This is a genomic window from Streptomyces sp. NPDC050619, assembly GCF_040654815.1.
In the GTDB taxonomy this organism is placed as follows: Bacteria; Actinomycetota; Actinomycetes; order Streptomycetales; family Streptomycetaceae; genus Streptomyces.
Map to the genome: position 1 here is coordinate 1 of NZ_JBFAIR010000007.1, position 15,430 is coordinate 15,430.

Here is a 15,430-nt window from a genome sequence, read left to right on the forward strand (position 1 = left end):
TGGGCCGGCATCGACTGCCCGAGGCGGGAGGCGACGCGTACGGCGCGGGGGCTTTCCAGTGCGTCCACGAACCGGACTGTCGTCCCGTCCAGCACGCCGAGGTGCACGGTCTCCTGCAGTTGTGCGTTGAGCCGTTCCAGGAAGGGATGGAGGGCCTGCCGTACGTCGAAGCGCTGGAGGATGGAGAAGGCGACGCCGGTGAGCGCCGTGCCCGGGACGTACGCCTTGCCCCGCTCGGCCTGCCGGATGAATCCGCGGTAGGTGAGCATCGCGAGCAGGCGGTGTGCGGTGGAGGTCGCGACCCCCAGGTACTGGGCGACCTCGGTGAGCCTGAGCTCATTCCGCTCGCCGAGCAGGAGCAGCACCCTCAGCGCGTTGTCGACCGACTCGATCGGATACTGCGGCGCGGGCCCGCTGGCGAGCGACAACTGAACCTCGGACTTCTTCATGACAGAAGAATAAGGCGGACTCTCGCCGAGCACCCGCCACCCTGACTCCTCCCGGTTGACTGCACGGGATCCCAATGTTCTACTCAGCAGAGATAGTCTCCGCTCTACAGAGGGACGGATTGATGAGTGACCGCGCCGACCTCCTCGACGATGTGCGCCGCGGGATGATCCCCGCGCACATCTACAACGATCAGGATGTCTTCGACCTGGAGAAGAAGCGGCTGTTCAGCCGTGCGTGGATGTTTGTGGGGCACGAGTCGGAGATACCGGCCGCCGGCGACTACGTCGTACGCCGCGTGCTCGACGACTCCTTCATCCTCGCCCGCGACGAGAAGGGTGAGATCCACGCTCACTTCAACATGTGTCTGCATCGTGGAATGCAGGTGTGCCGTGCGGAGATGGGTAACGCCTCCCACTTCCGCTGCCCGTACCACGGCTGGTCCTACCGCAATGACGGACGCATTGCGGGCCTGCCGTTCCACCAGGACGCCTACGGCGGCGAGGCCGGCTTCCGCAGGAAGGGCCAGCGGCTGCTGCCCGCCCCGAACCTGGACACGTACAACGGCCTGATCTTTCTCTCCATGGATCCCGAGGCGCCGTCCCTGCTCGACCATCTCGGCGACTTCGTCTTCTACCTCGACTACTACACGAAGCAGAGCCCGAGCGGCATCGAGCTGCGTGGTCCGCAGCGGTGGCGGGTGAAGGCCAACTGGAAGATCGGCGCCGAGAACTTCGCCGGCGACATGTACCACACGCCGCAGACCCACACGAGCGTCGTCGAGATCGGCCTGTTCCGCGAGCCCAAGGCCGAGAAGCGCAAGGACGGCTGCACCTACTGGGCCGGCAACGGCGGCGGTACCACCTACAAGCTGCCGCCCGGCACCCTGGAGGAGCGTCTGCGCTACGTCGGCTACCGAGACGAGATGATCGAACGGATGAAGAAGTCCTGGTCCGAGGACCAGCTCCGGGTCATCGGCGAGGACGGTTTCATGATCTCCGCCGCCTCCCTCTTCCCCAACCTCAGCCTGGTGCACAACTGGCCGAAGGTCGCCGACAGCGACGAGGTGGTCCCGTTCATCTCCCTGCGCCAGTGGCAGCCCGTCAGTCAGGACGAGACGGAGATCCTCTCCTGGTTCGCCGTCGACGCCGAGGCGCCCGAGGAGTTCAAGGAACTGTCGTACAAGGCGTACCTCATGTGCTTCGGATCCACCGGCATGTTCGAGCAGGACGACGTGGAGAACTGGGTTTCCCTCACGAACACCGCCGCCGGCTCGATGGCGCGGCGTCTGCTTCTGAACAGCCGCATGGGCCTGCTGGCCGACGGTACCGAGGTTTCCCCGCGGCTCACGCCTGATCAGTTCACGGGCCCCGGCACGGCGCATGTCGGATACGGCGAGTACAACCAGCGGGAGCTGCTGAACCGCTGGGCCGACCACCTCGCCGCACCGGACACCGGGGTCGCCACGGTCGAGGTGGGCCGGGAACGCGGCGCCGGCGACGCGAAGAACAGCACGACGGGGAGCCCGGCATGACGACGCGGACCGGTTCGTACCGGGGTGGCGCCTACTCCGCGGGCCGCACCGGCACCCACTCCGAGCAGGCGGTACTCGGCGCCCATGCCTCACGGGTGAAGCGGGCGGGAGGCACCCTGCCCTTCCACGATGAGCGTCATCTGCTGGCCCACCAGTGGCTCGTCGACGAGGCGTACCTCCTGGACGCCCAGCGGTATGAGGAGTGGCTCGATCTGCTCACGGACGACATTCACTACCTGATGCCGGTCCGGGTCACCACCGCGCTCGGCGCCGGCTTCGACACCGCCCCCGGCATGGCCCACTTCGACGAGGACAAGTACTCCCTCTCGCGCCGCGTCGCCCGGTTCCTCACCGAGCACGCCTGGACGGAGGACCCGCCGTCGCGTTTGCGGCACCACCTCACCAATGTGCGTACCTTCGCCGCGGAGGCGCCGGAGCACGTGGTGGTGGAGTCGGGTGTGCTGCTGTACCGCAGCCGCGGCGACTACCGGGAAGCGGCCCAGGTCTCCGCCGGCCGGGAGGATCTGCTGCGCCGCACGGACGGCGGGTGGAAGCTGGCGCGCCGCACCATCCTCGTCGACGACTCGGTCATCCGCATGCAGAACCTGGCGGTGTTCCTGTGACGCTGAGCTGGGAAGGCGAGGACGAGGACGCCCGGGCCGCGCGGCGGGCAGCCGCTCAGAAGGCCGCCCTTCAGGCGGGCCGCACCGGCGAGCCACTCAGGCTGGGCAACGAATTCGCGGAGGTCCGGGTCAGCCGCGTGGAGACCCGCAACGGCTCCCGGCTGCTCGTCGAGTCGACCCGCTCGGGCCAGTGGGTGGCCCTGTGCCCGCTGGAGCTGGAGGCCCTGACCTGGCAGAACACGGCCACCTTCGCCGCGATGATCGGCAGCCCCTTCGGCCCGCTCCTCCCCGAGGAGGAGACGTGAGCGGCTGGCTGGACGGCAAACGCGCCCTCGTGGTCGGTGCCGGATCGGGCATCGGAAGGGCCGTCGTCGACGTGTTCCGCACCGAGGGCGCACGGGTCGCCGCGCTCGAACGCGACCCGGCCAAATGCCAGGCCCTGCGCGGAGAACTCCCCGAGGTCCCCGTGGTGGAGGGTGACGCCACGACCCGATCCGCCAACGAGAGGGCCGTCGAGGCCGCTGTGGACGTCTTCGGCGGCCTCGACGTCCTGGTCAACTGCGTGGGCATCTTCGACTACTACCAGGGGCTCGGCGACCTGCCCGCCGACATCCTGGACGAGGCGTTCGACGAGATGTTCTCCGTCAACGTCAGAAGCCAACTGCACTCGGTCAAGGCCGCTCTGCCCGTCCTGCGGGAGGCCAAGGGGGCGATCGTGCTCACCGAGTCGACCTCCGCCTACCACCCCGGGCGCGGTGGCATCCTCTACGTCTCCTCCAAGTTCGCCGTACGCGGCGTGGTCACCTCCCTCGCCTACGAACTCGCCCCGGATGTCCGCGTCAACGCGGTCGCCCCCGGCGGCACCCTCGGCACCGACCTGCGCGGGCTCGACAGCCTCGGGCTGGCAGGGCGCAGCCTGGGTGACACCCCGGGCCGGGCCGGCGAGCTCGCCGCCCGGGTCCCGCTGCGAACGGCTCTCTCCGCGACCGACCACGCCTGGAGCTATGTCTTCCTCGCCTCCGACCGGTCGCGGGGCATCACCGGCCGCGCCGTCCATCCGGACGGCGGTATCGGCGTCAAAGCCTGAACCTCATCCGATCTCCTGTGAAAGGACAGCACCGTGCCTTTCCTCAAGGCCGACCTGGCGGCATGCCAGGGATACGCGAACTGCGTCATCGCGGCACCGGACACCTACGACCTGGACGACGACGGCGTCGTCGTGCTCCTCAAGACCGAGATCACCGACCAGGACCTGCCCCGCATCCAGGAAGCGGCCCGCACCTGCCCCGCCTCCGCCCTCACCATCGAGGGCATATGAGCGGCCGCACCGTCCTGCTCGTGGGCGCCTCCGTGGCCGGGGTACGGGCGGCGCGCGCCCTGCGCGCACAGGGCCACGCGGGAAGGATCGTCCTGGCGGGAGCCGAGCCCCACCTGCCCTACGACAAGCCCCCGTTGTCCAAGCAGTTCCTGGCGGGAGACTGGGACACGGAGCGCCTCCTCCTGCTGACCGAGCAGGAAGCGAGGGACCTGGACATCGAGCTGCGGCTCGGCAGCCGGGCCGTGGAGCTGGACCCGACGGGGCATCTGGTCCGCTTCGAAGACGGCGCCGAGTGCGGCTACGACGTGTGCGTAGTGGCCACGGGAGCGGCGGCCCGCCCGTCGCCGTGGCAGGTCGACTCCGGACTGCACCTCGTCCGTTCCCTCGCCGATGCCGACGCCCTGCGGTCCGACCTGGCGCGGGGCGGACACGTCGTGGTCATCGGCGCCGGCTTCATCGGGGCCGAGACGGCCTCCACCGCGCGCGCCCTCGGTTGCGAGGTCACGGTCGTCGACCCGTCCCTCGCCCCTATGGAACGGGTGCTCGGCGCGGAGCTGGGCAAGCTGTTCGTCTCCCTGCACGAACGCCACGGAGTTCGCACGCGGGTCGGCCGTGCCGTACGTTCGGTCACTGGGGCGGCGGGTAGTCTCGCCGTCACCCTCGACGACGGCGAGATTCTGCGGGCGTGCACGGTCGTGGTCGGCATCGGAGCCGTCCCCAACGACGACTGGCTCGCCGGATCGGGCCTGCGACTGGCGGATGGCGTGCTGTGCGACGAGTACGGCCGCGCCGTCGGCGCCGAGGGCGTCTTCGCGGCCGGCGATGTCGCCCGCTGGTTCCACCCCGGTCACCAGGAACACCTGCGAGTGGAGCACTGGACCAACGCCGTCGACCAAGCGGCGACGGTCGCCCACACCATCGTTCATCCTGAGGAACCGCGGCCCTACGCGCCCGTGGAATACGTCTGGAGCGACCAGTACGACTGGAAGATCCAGATCGTCGGTCGCCCCGCGACGGCGACCCAGCACACCGTGATCGGCATGTTCGACGAGAACGCCCGAGCGGTTGCCCTGTTCGGGGACGAAGCCGGCCGCCTCACCGCAGCCGTCACCGTCAACTGGCCACGAGTCCTGCTGGAGTGCCGCCGTCTCGTCGCAGGCGGGAGCACCCTGGATGCCGCCAAGCGACGCGTGGACGCACTCGCACACCCACCTGTCCCCGCCCCCGGAGCCGCCTCGTGACGACACAAGATCTGGCTGCCCTGCGCCGACTCGTCTCGGACGCCTGCCGGGTACTGGCGGCACGTGGGCTCGCCGACGGCATTCTCGGCCACATCAGCCTGCGCGTCGACGAACGTACGCTGCTCGTACGATGCCGCGGGCCACACGAACGCGGCCTGCTGTACACCGAGCCGGACGACATCCGCCTGGTCGACCTCGACGGAGCGGCCGCGGCACCCGGGGAGTTGGACGGATGGGCGGTTCCGAACGAACTCCCCTTGCACACCGAGATCCTGCGCACCCGGCCGGAGGTGACGTCCGTCGTCCACGCCCATCCCCAGGCGGTCGTCGCCGCCGATCTCGCGGGACTGGGAATTCGCCCCGTCGTAGGGGCCTTCGACATCCCCGGCACACGGCTGGCGGCCCGTGGTGTACCGGTCTATCCGCGTGGAGTTCTCATCAGCGAGCGTCGGCTCGCGGCCGAAATGGTGGCCGCGCTCGGTGACCGAGACGTCGTCGTACTCCGCGGCCACGGACTGACCAGCACCGGCACCAGCGTCCCCGAAGCCGTCCTGCGCGCCATCTCTGTCGACACGATCGCTCGCCTCTGTCTGGACGTCGTCAAGGCGGGCGGGACTCTGACGGATCTTCCGGAGAAGGACCTGCGCGAACTCCCCGACCTGGGCGGCTCGTTCAACAACGACACGGCCTGGCGACACGAGATGGCACGGCTTGGGTGACGTACCGACGTCAAGCCACACGCGTGATCCACCTTCGGCGTGACCGAGCCTGCCGATCGGCTGGTCCGCCACGATCGCCTTCAGGTCGAGATCGCCCTTTTCCATCACGTCTGTGACCATCGGCGTGTCGATCGTGCACGGGCACACCGCGTTGATCTGGATGCCGCGCGGTGCGTATTCAAGTGCCGCACTGCCGGTGAGGCCGATCACGCCGTGCTTGGACGCGTGGTACGCGGCGCGACCCGGGAGACCCACGAGCCCGCCAAGTGAGGAGCAGTTCACGATGGCGCCGCTGCCCTGGGTGCGCATCTGGCGCAGTTCGTGCTTCATACAGGCCCAGACACCACGGAGATTGACCGCGTTGACTCGGTCGAACACCTCGTCGGGTTCATCGGCGAGGAGCGGCGCGTCACGACCGTCGGTTCACAGGCGTTCCTGCAGCACACTCTGACCGCGAGGCTGCGGTCCGGACAGCACGTCCGGATGCCGGCGATGATGCGGGTGGAGGTCCACCCTGAGTGGCGGGTCAGAGTTGGTGAGTGGCGACTCTCGCCGGCACCGCCTGCGTCTCCATGACCGGACCCGCGGTCGGATTCGGATTCCCGGTCTTTGCTCCGCGCAGCCGGTCGAGCACCGCGGCGGGGTCGGCCGGAGCCTGCGCGCCCCGCCATCCGACGTGCCCGTCGGGGCGGACCAGCACCAGCGGCCGCTCGTAGAGCCTGGCCGCGGCCGGATCGGCAAGGCGCAGCACCGTCAACGGCACGCCACGCTGGTGCGCGGAGTTCACCAGCGGGGACGGGTCTGCCACCCCGGAGACCACGAGCACGAAGCCGCGGCCGAAGTGGTCGAGCACCGAGCTGCCGTCGGGCAGCCGGATGTGCGGTGCCCGGCATCCGGGCCAGGTCGACGGGACGTAGTCGTCCGGCTCGTCGGGCGGCTGCGGGGTGCCGTCCGGTACGCAGATCGGGGAGCCGCTGTAGCGGTATCCGAGCTGGATGCCCGTGCAGCGGAACTCCTCGCCCCTCGACCGGCGGATCATCTCGCCCATCTTGCTGCGGGCCAGGTCGCCCTCCGCGTCCGCGCGGCCGAGTGCGGCGTCGGGTGCGAGCTGGGAGTCGGACTTCCAGTTGTTCGATGCCTCGGTGACGTTGCGGACGGCGATCGGCCGCCGCTCCAGCTCGTAGCTGTCGAGCAGCGCCGGGCCTCCCCAGCCCTGGAGGACCGCGGTGAGCTTCCAGCCGAGGTCGACGGCGTCGCCGATCCCGGTGTTGGCGCCGAAGCCTCCCCTGGGCCACAGCAGATGGGCCACAGCAGATGGGCCGCATCACCGGCGAGGAACACCCGTCCCGCACGGTAGCTGGGGGCCACGACGCAGTGCCCGCTCCAGGGTGGGCGGCGAGTATCTCCACGTCGATACCAGGACGGACCGGCTGCCGTACGACCTGTCTCCGCGCGGTGCGACCTACTACTGCGCCGGCTGGTGCGATGACGGCACCGACCGGGTCTTCCACGACCTGATGCCCGATTTGCCGAGCGTGTCGCGATCATGATTCGTGCGGCATCCGGCTTTCGCCGTCGTACCGCTGGATCGCGGCGGCCGACCAGATGTGCGCCCGTGTCACCGCCTCGGCCCAGTCGCCGTTGCGGCTGCGGAGGGCCTCGACGAGCTCGGAGTGGCTGCTCATCGATCGTCGCAACCGTACGGGATCGTAGTGCCGGAACGTCCGGCGGGCGAGCGGCAGCAAACGGAACGTCCCAGAGATGGACTGCAGGGTGGGGTTGTTCGCGGCGCTGCGCACGATCTCGTGGAACCTCTCGTTGAGTGCGGCGAGTTGCTCGAAAATCTCGTCGTTCTCGTCGTTCTCGTCGCTCAGTGAGCGGACGAGCTGATGCATCTCGCCATCGAACTTCTCCAGTTCGGCCAGTTGGTCCGCGGTGATGCGCTCGGCGGCTCCCCGGGCCGCCATCCCTTCCAGGGTGGCCCTGATCCCCGCGACGTCCTGTGTTTCCGATGGCGGGACGGCCCTGACCGCAGCGCCCCGATTCGGGCGGACCTCGACCAGACCCTCGGATGCCAGTCGGCTCAACGCCTCACGAACGGGTGTGCGACTCACGCCGACCGACTCGGCCAGCGCGCTCTCCCGCAGACGGAACCCGGGGGGCAGCTGGCCGTTCAGGATCAACGAGCGGATCTCGTCGACCACCCTGTCAACAGTGTTTCCTCGCGTGGGCTCGACTTCTGTCATCCCCGTATTGTATGCAATACCTCGCCTTGGGTGAAGGGTGCACTCACTCCCAAGGGGCTTTTACCCAGTAAATCGAAAGAAACAAGTTCTTGACAACAGAATATCAAGAGAGGTTGTATGCACGTGGGCAGTCATCTATGAGGAGGTGCCTCCATGGGCACTCGGCGCTTCACCGACGAAGACCCCCAGCTCGACGCGCTCTACGCAGACCTGGCCGACATCGACCTGCAGCCCCTGTGGCGCCTGTCTGGTGTCCTGACCGGCGAACCGGTGTCGCGCGCGCAGCCCTACCGATGGCGTGGGAAGCAGTTGCGCGAGGTCGGTGACCGGGCAGGCCGCCTGGTGCCCCTCGACAAGGGCGGGGACCGTCGGGTGCTGTCCTGCGCGAATCCGGGACTCGGCGGCGCCCCGTACGCCACGCCGACGCTGTGGGCCGGGCTGCAGCACCTCGACGGCCACGAGTACGCCCCCGCGCACCACCACACCCCGGCGGCGCTCCGGTTCGTGTTCGAGGGCTCCGGCGTCTGGACGCTCGTGGACGGCGACCCGATCCATATGGCCCGCGGTGACCTCGTGCTGACGCCCTCGTGGACGTTCCACGAGCACCACAACACGACCGCCGATCCGATGATGTGGCTCGACGTCCTGGACGTCCCCCTCGTGTCCTACCTCGAGTCGATCTTCTACGAGGTCGGGCCGAGCGACGAGGTGAACAGGCGCACGGCGGCGCGGTCGGCCGCTGAGCAGCGGTGGGCACTGGGCGCCGGGCTCACACCGGTGGCCCGGGATCTGCCGGAACCGCCGGCCGATCACTCGCCGTTGCTCGTGTACCGCTGGAGCGACACCGATGACGCCCTGCGGGTGCTCGCCGGCACCGTCGAGCGCGACGCGAGGCTGCGCTTCACCGACCCCGCGAGGGGAACGGACGTCATGCCCACGATGCGCTGTGAGATGCAGCGCGTTCCCGCCGGCCGCACGACGACGCCGCACCGGCAGACCGGCTCCCGGGTGGGGGCCGTGTTGAACGGAACCGGGACGCTCGTCATCGCAGGGCACGAGTTCGACATCGAACCGGGCGACGTCTTCGCCGTGCCGTCCTGGAGCTGGCTCACGCTGGCCTCCGAAACAGCCGAAGACCTCGACGTGTTCACGGTCAGCGACGCCCCGGTCCTCGAGGCGATCCGGCTGTACCGCGAGGAGTGGCGGGAGGAGCAGCAGTGAAGTTCGTGAGCTTCGAGACAGCGAACGGCAGCCGTGGCGTGGGCGTCCTGACCGAAGAGGGAATCCGGGTGCTGCTGCTCGACGATCGGCGCGAGCCGGGCACCTCGCCGATGCGGCGCCTGCTGCAGGATGCCGGAGGCCGACTGACCGAGCTGCGGGACCGGGTGGACGGTGCCCCGGTGCTGGCGGTCACCGATGTCCGCATCGACGCTCCGGTGCCGGACCCTTCGAAGATCGTTGCCGCCCCCGTCAACTACCGCGATCACCAGGCCGAGATGCGCCAGGAGACTCACGTCGACACTCTCGGTGTGTTCCTCAAGTCGCCCTCGTCCTTGGTGCCGTACGGGGGCGTGGTCCAACTGCCCTATCGCGACCGGCGGTTCGACCAGGAGGGCGAACTGGCGCTGGTGGTGGGGCGGGAGATGTCCGACATCCCGCCGGAGAAGACGCTGGACTACGTCGCCGGCTACACCTGTCTGCTCGACATGACGATGCGCGGTGGCGAGGACCGCTCGATTCGCAAATCCTTCGACACGTTCACCCCTCTGGGCCCCTACCTGGTCACCCCTGACGAGGTCGGTCCGCTGGAGGCCCTCGAGCTGCGCTGTTCGGTGGACGGTACACCGCGGCAGCACGCCCGCATCGCCGACCTCATCTGGGACGTTCCCAGGCTGCTGTCGTACATATCGAGCACGATGCGGCTGCTGCCCGGTGACGTGATCTCCACCGGCACACCGGCCGGCGTGGGTGAGGTTCGAGACGGCCAACGGATCGTCGTGGAGATCGACCGGGTCGGTCGGCTCGACGTGTCGGTGAGCTCGACCGGTGCCGTGGCGTCGCCGACTCGTGGCCACAAGGTGCCGCACGCCGTCGCGGCGGCATCGGCCAGTTGATCCGCTCCGCAAAGGGAGCGAAGCGCCGGTCACGGCTCCGGTCGTACTGCTGGTGCCGACGGGCCGCGGACCGCGATGGTGCTCGGGGCCGCCTGAGAGCGAACGCGGCCCACCATCGCGACCGGGTGCGCCGTACCCCAGCGAGAGGGACGATCTCGCACCGCGTAGCGATCTGAGAGGAATCGTCATGCCTGAGGACAGGCAGGCAGGAAGCGGTGGCAACGCCACCCAGAGACCGGTAACGGTCCTTTGTCCGTCCATCCGGCTCCCGCGTCAGCCAGGGATCCAGTTCCAGACCATCAACCATTCGGCGGCGACACAATGACCGAGACCTTCGTCCTCATCTCCGGCGCGTGGCACAGCGGCTGGACCTGGCGTCTGGTGGCGCAGAGACTGCGCGCCGCCGGTCACCATGTCCTGGCCCCGGATCTTCCGGGCCTCGCGGACGGCGACGACCCCGAGCGGTACAGCCTGGCCGACGCCAGCGACTTCATCGTCGACCTCGTCGGACGCCACGACCTGCGGGACATCACCCTGGTCGGGCACAGCTGGGGCGGGGTTCCGCTCACCGGTGCCGCTCATCGGCTGGCGCCCCGGCTGCGCAAGCTCATCTACTGGAGCGCATTCGTTCCCGCGGAGGGAACCCCCATGCTGGAAGAGGCCCCGCCGCACTACGGGGAGTTGTTCCGCGGGCTTGCCGCCGCCTCCGGGAACAACAGTGTCGCCCTCCCGTATGACGTCTTCAGCAGCGCATTCATGCAGGACGCCGACGAAAGTACGCAGCGGACCGTCCACAGCTTCCTTGTGCCTCAACCGATGCGCTACTTCACCGAAACCGTCAAGCCGATCGACCCAGCAGCACTCGGCATACCGGCCGTCTACCTCCTCAGCTCCGACGACATCTCCCTGCCACCCGGCGAGTTCAGCTTCACACCACGCTTCCCGCACCGCCTCGGCCCTGCCACACCGGTCATCGAGATCCCCGGTAGCCACGAGGCCCAGTTCACCCGCCCCGCCGAACTCGCAGCCGCCCTGCTCAAGGCTTGACTTCCTTCCCCTCCCGAACCGCCGGAGGAGGAGGACATGCGCGAACTCCTCGACCTTGGCGGCTCGTTCAACCATGACAGAGGTCGGCCACACGAGAGGGCACGGCTCCCCTGACGTGCGGCGGGCGAGCCCCGGGGCCCACCCCACCACCCGGCGGGAGAGCGCCAGCGGAGGGCCGGGCGCCGACGGGTATGGGGTGCGCGGGTGCTTCGTGTGGTCGCTGCTGGACAACTTCGAGTGGGCGCAGGGGTACGCGCGGCGGTTCGGGCTGGTGCACATGGCCATGCCGGGACTGTCCGTTCAGCGGGTGAGCTTCACCGTTCTCTTCCAGGCCGCCGCGGACCAGATCATCGTCGCCCCGGGGCCTGCCCGGGGCAGTACGGCGTCGTTGATCGGGGCCATCGGCCGGGCCGTACTGGCCAACCTCCTCCCCGAACAGCGCCGCCAGCGCCTGAAGGCCCAAGATGATCAAGGGCGGAGACGTTGACGCCGGGCCTGACGGCTAACGCAACGGCGTTGCACTCGCCTCGATGTTCGATCATGTGCACAACGTGCTGGGCGCGCCCGTGCGGCCGCTGAGGGCCGCGGTCGGCCGCGGGCGTTGCCAGTGCCTATCGATCCGGTCCCGGCTCCTCGGAAAGCAACCGTGCGATCCCCGCAGGACTGAACACGTCCTGTGTGCCGAGGGCAACTCCGCCGTGCAGTCCTGAGTTCCCCTTGAGCTGGGTCGCGGTGATGGTCAGCTTGCGGGTGGCCAATGGCAGGGCGCGCTGGTACACGGCGGCGCGTACGGCCGAGACGAGGTCGTCTCGGAGTTCACTGAGTGGGCCGGCGAGCACCACGGTGCGGGGATTGAACATGTGCACCAGCATGGCCACCACCTCTCCGATCTCCGTGGCTGCCTGGCGTACGGCATGCAGCGCGGTCGGATCGCTGTCGGCGATGCGCCGGGCGAGCTCGCGGGTGCCGAAGAGCGGGTCGTCGGTGGTCACTTCCGGGATGCCGAGGCCCCGCAGGACCGCGCGGTGGGAGGCCAGGGCGCCGACGCAGCCGACGTTCCCGCAGGCGCACAAGACGTTGCCGCCGCCTACGGCTCTGATGTGCCCGATGTCGCCGGCCGCTCCGTCGGCGCCGCGGTACACGTCACCGTCGGCGGTGATGAGCCCCGAGCCGATGCCGGTCGCGATCTTGAGGCAGAGCAACGGGGTCTCGAGCCGAGCCTGGGTGACCTCACCCATGGCCATCAGGTTGACGTCGTTGTCCACGACGACGGGACAATGGAAGCGCTCCCGCAGGTGTTCCGCCACCGGGTAGCCGTCCCAGCCCGGCATCCCGGTGGGTTGAACCGCGCAGCCCTGTTCGAAGTCCACCGGACCGGGCAGGCCGACGACGACTGCACGCACGCGGCCGGGATCGCGGTGGTTCGATTCCAGCAGGCTTTGGAGCCGTTCCGCCACCGCGTTCAACACTGCTTGGGGACCGGCGTCGATTCGGACGCCCACAGCGTCTCGCGCGATCATCCGCCGAGTCAGATCGGCGATGGCGACCTGTGACTCCGCGGTGTCGACGTCCACCACGGCGACGGTCCCGGCCTGCGGGCTGATGGTCAGCACACGGGGCGGTCGGCCCCGGACGGATCGCCTGGACTCGACCTCCTCCAGGATGCCGGTGCCGACGAGATGGTCGACCTGCTGGCCCACGGTCGAGCGGGCCAGGCCACTGCGCCGGGCGATCTCGGCCCGGTTGGTTGCCGCCCCGGACACCACGAGTCCCAGCACCCGGCGCAGCGCCAAGGGCACCGCCGCGGACGTCGATGCCACATGTTCCTCGGTGTAGCCATCGTCTTTATGCATTCCCATGAACGTAATAGTGCCGCCTTATGCCCGTCAATGAGGGCCTCGGAGGTAGATCCAAAGACCCATGAAGTGGGCATGTTGGTCATATTTCTACCTCCATTAGGCCTGAAAGAAAATTAAATAACCCCTCTTGTGCTCTTCATTCGAACTAAACCATGGTGATGCGCAACGCGGCTCTCCAGCCGCAGCAGAAGTTGAACGATGGAGGTGCGCCGATGACCGGTTCGATCCGGGCCGTAGTGGTGGGGACCGGGATGATCGGTGCCGTGCACGTTGCCGCCATCCGTGCCGCCGGCGGCGAACTGGCCGGAGTGGTGGCCTCGACCCCCGAGCGAGGCGCCCAGGTCGCCAAGGCCTGGCATGTGCCCGCCCGTCACCCGGACTTCGAGTCCGTCCTCGCTGATGACGGCGTCGACGTGGTGCACGTCTGCACACCCAACGCCCTGCACGTGCGGCAGGTGGAGGCAGCCCTCGCCGCGGGCAAGCACGTGATCTGTGAGAAGCCGCTCGCCACGTCGGCCGCCGAAGCGGAACGCCTGACTCGACGGGCCGAGGAAGCGGGCCTGATGCTCGCGGTCCCCTTCGTCTACCGCTATCACCCGCTCGTCCGGGAGATCCGTGAGCGTCGGCTGCGCGGCGAGTTCGGCGCCTGGCAGCTGATCCACGGCAGTTACCTACAGGACTGGATGCTGTCCCAGAACGCCATGTCCTGGCGTGTCGACCCGACCGTCGGCGGCCCCTCCCGGGCGTTCGCGGACATCGGCTCGCACTGGTGCGATCTCGTCGAGTGGGTCGCCGGAGTGCGCTTCACCGAGGTGTCCGCGCGACTCGGCACCACGGTCGCCACCCGGCCCGCCGGTACCGACAGGAGTTTCAGCACCGCCGTCGGCGGGCCGCGTGTCGAGGTGCGCACCGAGGACGTCGCGACCGTACTGCTGCGTACCGCAGACGGTGTCCTTGGCACGCTGACGGTGTCCCAGGTGTCGGCGGGCCGCAAGAACCGGCTCTGGTTCGAGCTCGACGGTTCGGCCGCGAGCGCCGTCTTCGACCAGGAGAACCCCGAGACCGTCTGGCTCGGCGCGCCGGACGGAGCCCGCGTGCTGTTCCGGGACCCGAACCACGGCTCGCCCGAGCAGCGCCGGCTCTCCCGCCTGCCCGCCGGTCATGCGCAGGGCTACGCCGACTGCTTCAACTCCTTCGTCGCCGACGCCTACGCGGCCGTCCGTGGTGCGACGCCCGACGGCCTGCCCACCGGTGCCGACGGGGTCCGCTCGGCCCACATCGTCGAGGCCGCACTGAGCTCCGCGGCATCGCTCGCCTGGACAGACGTCACCACCGCACGTGTTGAACCGGAGGTCACCGCATGAAACTCGGCATGCTCACCGCCTGCCTGCCCGGGCTCTCCCTCGCCGAGATCGCCGCCTGGGCGGGCGAGGCAGGGTACGAGGCCCTGGAGGTCGCCGCCTGGCCGTCCACCGGAGGCCGCGACTTCGAGGCGGCTCATCTCCCGGTGACCGGCTTCGGCGACCGTGCGGCCGACGAGACCCGGGCCCTCATGCAGCGCCATGGCCTCGGTATCTCCGCCCTCGCCTACTACGAGAACAACCTCCACCCCGACCGGGACCGGCGATCCGACATCCACGACCACCTCAAGGCGGTCGTGGACACGGCGGCCCTGCTCGATGTCCCTTACGTGGGCACTTTCGTCGGCCGCGACTGGACCCGCCCGGTGGCGGCGAACCTCGAAGAGGCCGAGAAGGTCTTCCCCGAACTCGTCGAGTACGCGGGGGAGAAGGGCGTCCGGATCATCATCGAGAACTGTGTGATGGAGGGCTGGCACCCCGACGGCTACCCGGGCAACCTGGCGTACTCGCCCGAGCTGTGGGAGTGGATGTTCTCCCTCGGCCTCTACCTCAACTGGGACCCCTCCCACCTCACCTGGATCGGCATCGACCCGGTCACCACGATCGCGCCGTACGCCGACCGGATCGTCCACGCCCAGGCCAAGGACCTGCAGGTCCTGCCCGGCAGGGTCGGCCGCTACGGCTTCTTCGGCAAGGCGGTCCGCCGCCAGGACCCCTGGGACACGGGCTGGTGGCGCTACCGCGTACCGGGCCGCGGCGACGTCGACTGGAACGCCGTCGTCGACGCCCTGTACGAGAACGGCTTCACCGGCACCCTGTCCGTCGAGCACGAGGACCCCGTCTGGGGCGGCTCCGAGGACCGGGTCAAGACCGGGCTGGAGATCGCACACCGGACGCTGCGGCCTCTCATCGTTGCCTGAC

Annotated in this window: 16 protein-coding genes and 3 pseudogenes; 13 read left to right on the forward strand and 6 right to left on the reverse strand. The window is 69.1% G+C overall.

Translation table 11 applies throughout. The features are described 5' to 3' along the window. Positions 1-449: helix-turn-helix domain-containing protein (locus tag AB0I77_RS13840; RefSeq protein WP_363282738.1), on the reverse strand; the 449-nt coding region annotated here is incomplete at its 3' end. A 122-nt stretch (positions 450-571) separates the two neighbouring features. On the opposite strand from AB0I77_RS13840, the gene AB0I77_RS13845 reads away from it, so the two are divergent. The 7 genes from AB0I77_RS13845 to AB0I77_RS13875 are packed head-to-tail and all read left to right on the forward strand — an operon-like array spanning position 572 to position 5,882. Next, positions 572-1,981, forward strand: coding sequence for a Rieske 2Fe-2S domain-containing protein (locus AB0I77_RS13845; protein ID WP_363282739.1), 1,410 nt, complete (start codon positions 572-574; stop codon positions 1,979-1,981). Further along, positions 1,978-2,604 (forward strand): 3-phenylpropionate/cinnamic acid dioxygenase subunit beta, encoded by a 627-nt coding sequence (locus tag AB0I77_RS13850; protein WP_363282741.1) that lies wholly within the window; start codon positions 1,978-1,980, stop codon positions 2,602-2,604. The genes AB0I77_RS13845 and AB0I77_RS13850 overlap by 4 nt, the downstream gene beginning before the upstream one ends. Then, positions 2,601-2,909: a hypothetical protein gene (locus AB0I77_RS13855; RefSeq protein ID WP_363282742.1), complete on the forward strand. Its 309-nt coding sequence runs from the start codon at positions 2,601-2,603 to the stop codon at positions 2,907-2,909. Before AB0I77_RS13850 ends, AB0I77_RS13855 begins: the two co-directional genes overlap by 4 nt. After that, on the forward strand, positions 2,906-3,691 hold the full coding sequence (hcaB, locus tag AB0I77_RS13860) for a 3-(cis-5,6-dihydroxycyclohexa-1,3-dien-1-yl)propanoate dehydrogenase (protein ID WP_363282743.1): 786 nt from the start codon (positions 2,906-2,908) through the stop codon (positions 3,689-3,691). Before AB0I77_RS13855 ends, hcaB begins: the two co-directional genes overlap by 4 nt. Positions 3,692-3,724: 33 nt before the next feature. Then, positions 3,725-3,922, forward strand: coding sequence for a ferredoxin (locus tag AB0I77_RS13865; RefSeq protein WP_363282744.1), 198 nt, complete (start codon positions 3,725-3,727; stop codon positions 3,920-3,922). After that, a complete protein-coding gene (locus AB0I77_RS13870) occupies positions 3,919-5,163 on the forward strand; it encodes an FAD-dependent oxidoreductase (RefSeq protein WP_363282745.1) in 1,245 nt (414 codons plus the stop codon). The genes AB0I77_RS13865 and AB0I77_RS13870 overlap by 4 nt, the downstream gene beginning before the upstream one ends. Continuing rightward, a complete protein-coding gene (locus AB0I77_RS13875) occupies positions 5,160-5,882 on the forward strand; it encodes a class II aldolase/adducin family protein (protein ID WP_363282746.1) in 723 nt (240 codons plus the stop codon). Before AB0I77_RS13870 ends, AB0I77_RS13875 begins: the two co-directional genes overlap by 4 nt. A gap of 33 nt (positions 5,883-5,915) precedes the next feature. Here the strand turns inward: AB0I77_RS13875 and AB0I77_RS13880 are convergent. From AB0I77_RS13880 to AB0I77_RS13895, 4 genes and pseudogenes are all read right to left on the reverse strand, one after another. Beyond that, positions 5,916-6,278, reverse strand: a pseudogene (locus tag AB0I77_RS13880) (SDR family oxidoreductase); the annotation flags it as partial. Between the two features lie 130 nt (positions 6,279-6,408). Next, positions 6,409-7,191: an FAD-dependent monooxygenase gene (locus AB0I77_RS13885; RefSeq protein ID WP_363282747.1), complete on the reverse strand. Its 783-nt coding sequence runs from the start codon at positions 7,189-7,191 to the stop codon at positions 6,409-6,411. Positions 7,192-7,244: 53 nt separating this feature from the next. Next, a pseudogene (locus AB0I77_RS13890) lies at positions 7,245-7,430 on the reverse strand (hypothetical protein); the annotation flags it as partial. Further along, the gene (locus AB0I77_RS13895) at positions 7,427-8,128 is read right to left on the reverse strand and encodes a GntR family transcriptional regulator (protein ID WP_363282748.1); all 702 of its coding nucleotides are present in this window, start codon (positions 8,126-8,128) and stop codon (positions 7,427-7,429) included. The pseudogene AB0I77_RS13890 and the gene AB0I77_RS13895, both read right to left, overlap by 4 nt. Before the next feature lie 153 nt (positions 8,129-8,281). Here AB0I77_RS13895 and AB0I77_RS13900 point away from each other — a divergent pair, with 153 nt between their 5' ends. From AB0I77_RS13900 to AB0I77_RS13915, 4 genes and pseudogenes are all read left to right on the forward strand, one after another. Further along, positions 8,282-9,349, forward strand: coding sequence for a cupin domain-containing protein (locus AB0I77_RS13900; RefSeq protein ID WP_363282749.1), 1,068 nt, complete (start codon positions 8,282-8,284; stop codon positions 9,347-9,349). Next, positions 9,346-10,242 carry a fumarylacetoacetate hydrolase family protein gene (locus tag AB0I77_RS13905; RefSeq protein ID WP_363282750.1) on the forward strand — a complete coding sequence of 299 codons (897 nt, stop codon included), beginning with the start codon at positions 9,346-9,348 and terminating at the stop codon, positions 10,240-10,242. The genes AB0I77_RS13900 and AB0I77_RS13905 overlap by 4 nt, the downstream gene beginning before the upstream one ends. 321 nt (positions 10,243-10,563) lie before the next feature. Continuing rightward, complete coding sequence (locus tag AB0I77_RS13910) at positions 10,564-11,289, forward strand: alpha/beta fold hydrolase (RefSeq protein ID WP_363282752.1); 726 nt, start codon at positions 10,564-10,566, stop codon at positions 11,287-11,289. Between the two features lie 196 nt (positions 11,290-11,485). Beyond that, a pseudogene (locus AB0I77_RS13915) lies at positions 11,486-11,569 on the forward strand (family 1 glycosylhydrolase); the annotation flags it as partial. A gap of 331 nt (positions 11,570-11,900) precedes the next feature. Here AB0I77_RS13915 and AB0I77_RS13920 read toward each other — a convergent pair. Then, positions 11,901-13,142: an ROK family transcriptional regulator gene (locus tag AB0I77_RS13920; protein ID WP_363282753.1), complete on the reverse strand. Its 1,242-nt coding sequence runs from the start codon at positions 13,140-13,142 to the stop codon at positions 11,901-11,903. Positions 13,143-13,360: 218 nt separating this feature from the next. On the opposite strand from AB0I77_RS13920, the gene AB0I77_RS13925 reads away from it, so the two are divergent. Together AB0I77_RS13925 and AB0I77_RS13930 are read left to right on the forward strand one after the other, a co-directional pair. Next, a complete protein-coding gene (locus AB0I77_RS13925; protein WP_363282754.1) occupies positions 13,361-14,512 on the forward strand; it encodes a Gfo/Idh/MocA family oxidoreductase in 1,152 nt (383 codons plus the stop codon). After that, positions 14,509-15,429 (forward strand): sugar phosphate isomerase/epimerase, encoded by a 921-nt coding sequence (locus tag AB0I77_RS13930; protein WP_363282755.1) that lies wholly within the window; start codon positions 14,509-14,511, stop codon positions 15,427-15,429. Before AB0I77_RS13925 ends, AB0I77_RS13930 begins: the two co-directional genes overlap by 4 nt. The last annotated feature ends 1 nt before the right edge of the window (position 15,430 follow it).

Bases quoted from the DNA above. Each gene is read 5' to 3' on its own strand.
- AB0I77_RS13870 (WP_363282745.1), top strand. From the start codon at position 3,919: ATGAGCGGCCGCACCGTCCTGCTCGTGGGCGCCTCCGTGGCCGGGGTA.
- AB0I77_RS13910 (WP_363282752.1), top strand. From the start codon at position 10,564: ATGACCGAGACCTTCGTCCTCATCTCCGGCGCGTGGCACAGCGGCTGG.
- AB0I77_RS13925 (WP_363282754.1), top strand. From the start codon at position 13,361: ATGACCGGTTCGATCCGGGCCGTAGTGGTGGGGACCGGGATGATCGGT.
- AB0I77_RS13850 (WP_363282741.1), top strand. From the start codon at position 1,978: ATGACGACGCGGACCGGTTCGTACCGGGGTGGCGCCTACTCCGCGGGC.
- AB0I77_RS13920 (WP_363282753.1), bottom strand. From the start codon at position 13,142: ATGCATAAAGACGATGGCTACACCGAGGAACATGTGGCATCGACGTCC.
- AB0I77_RS13845 (WP_363282739.1), top strand. From the start codon at position 572: ATGAGTGACCGCGCCGACCTCCTCGACGATGTGCGCCGCGGGATGATC.
- AB0I77_RS13900 (WP_363282749.1), top strand. From the start codon at position 8,282: ATGGGCACTCGGCGCTTCACCGACGAAGACCCCCAGCTCGACGCGCTC.
- AB0I77_RS13895 (WP_363282748.1), bottom strand. From the start codon at position 8,128: ATGACAGAAGTCGAGCCCACGCGAGGAAACACTGTTGACAGGGTGGTC.
- AB0I77_RS13930 (WP_363282755.1), top strand. From the start codon at position 14,509: ATGAAACTCGGCATGCTCACCGCCTGCCTGCCCGGGCTCTCCCTCGCC.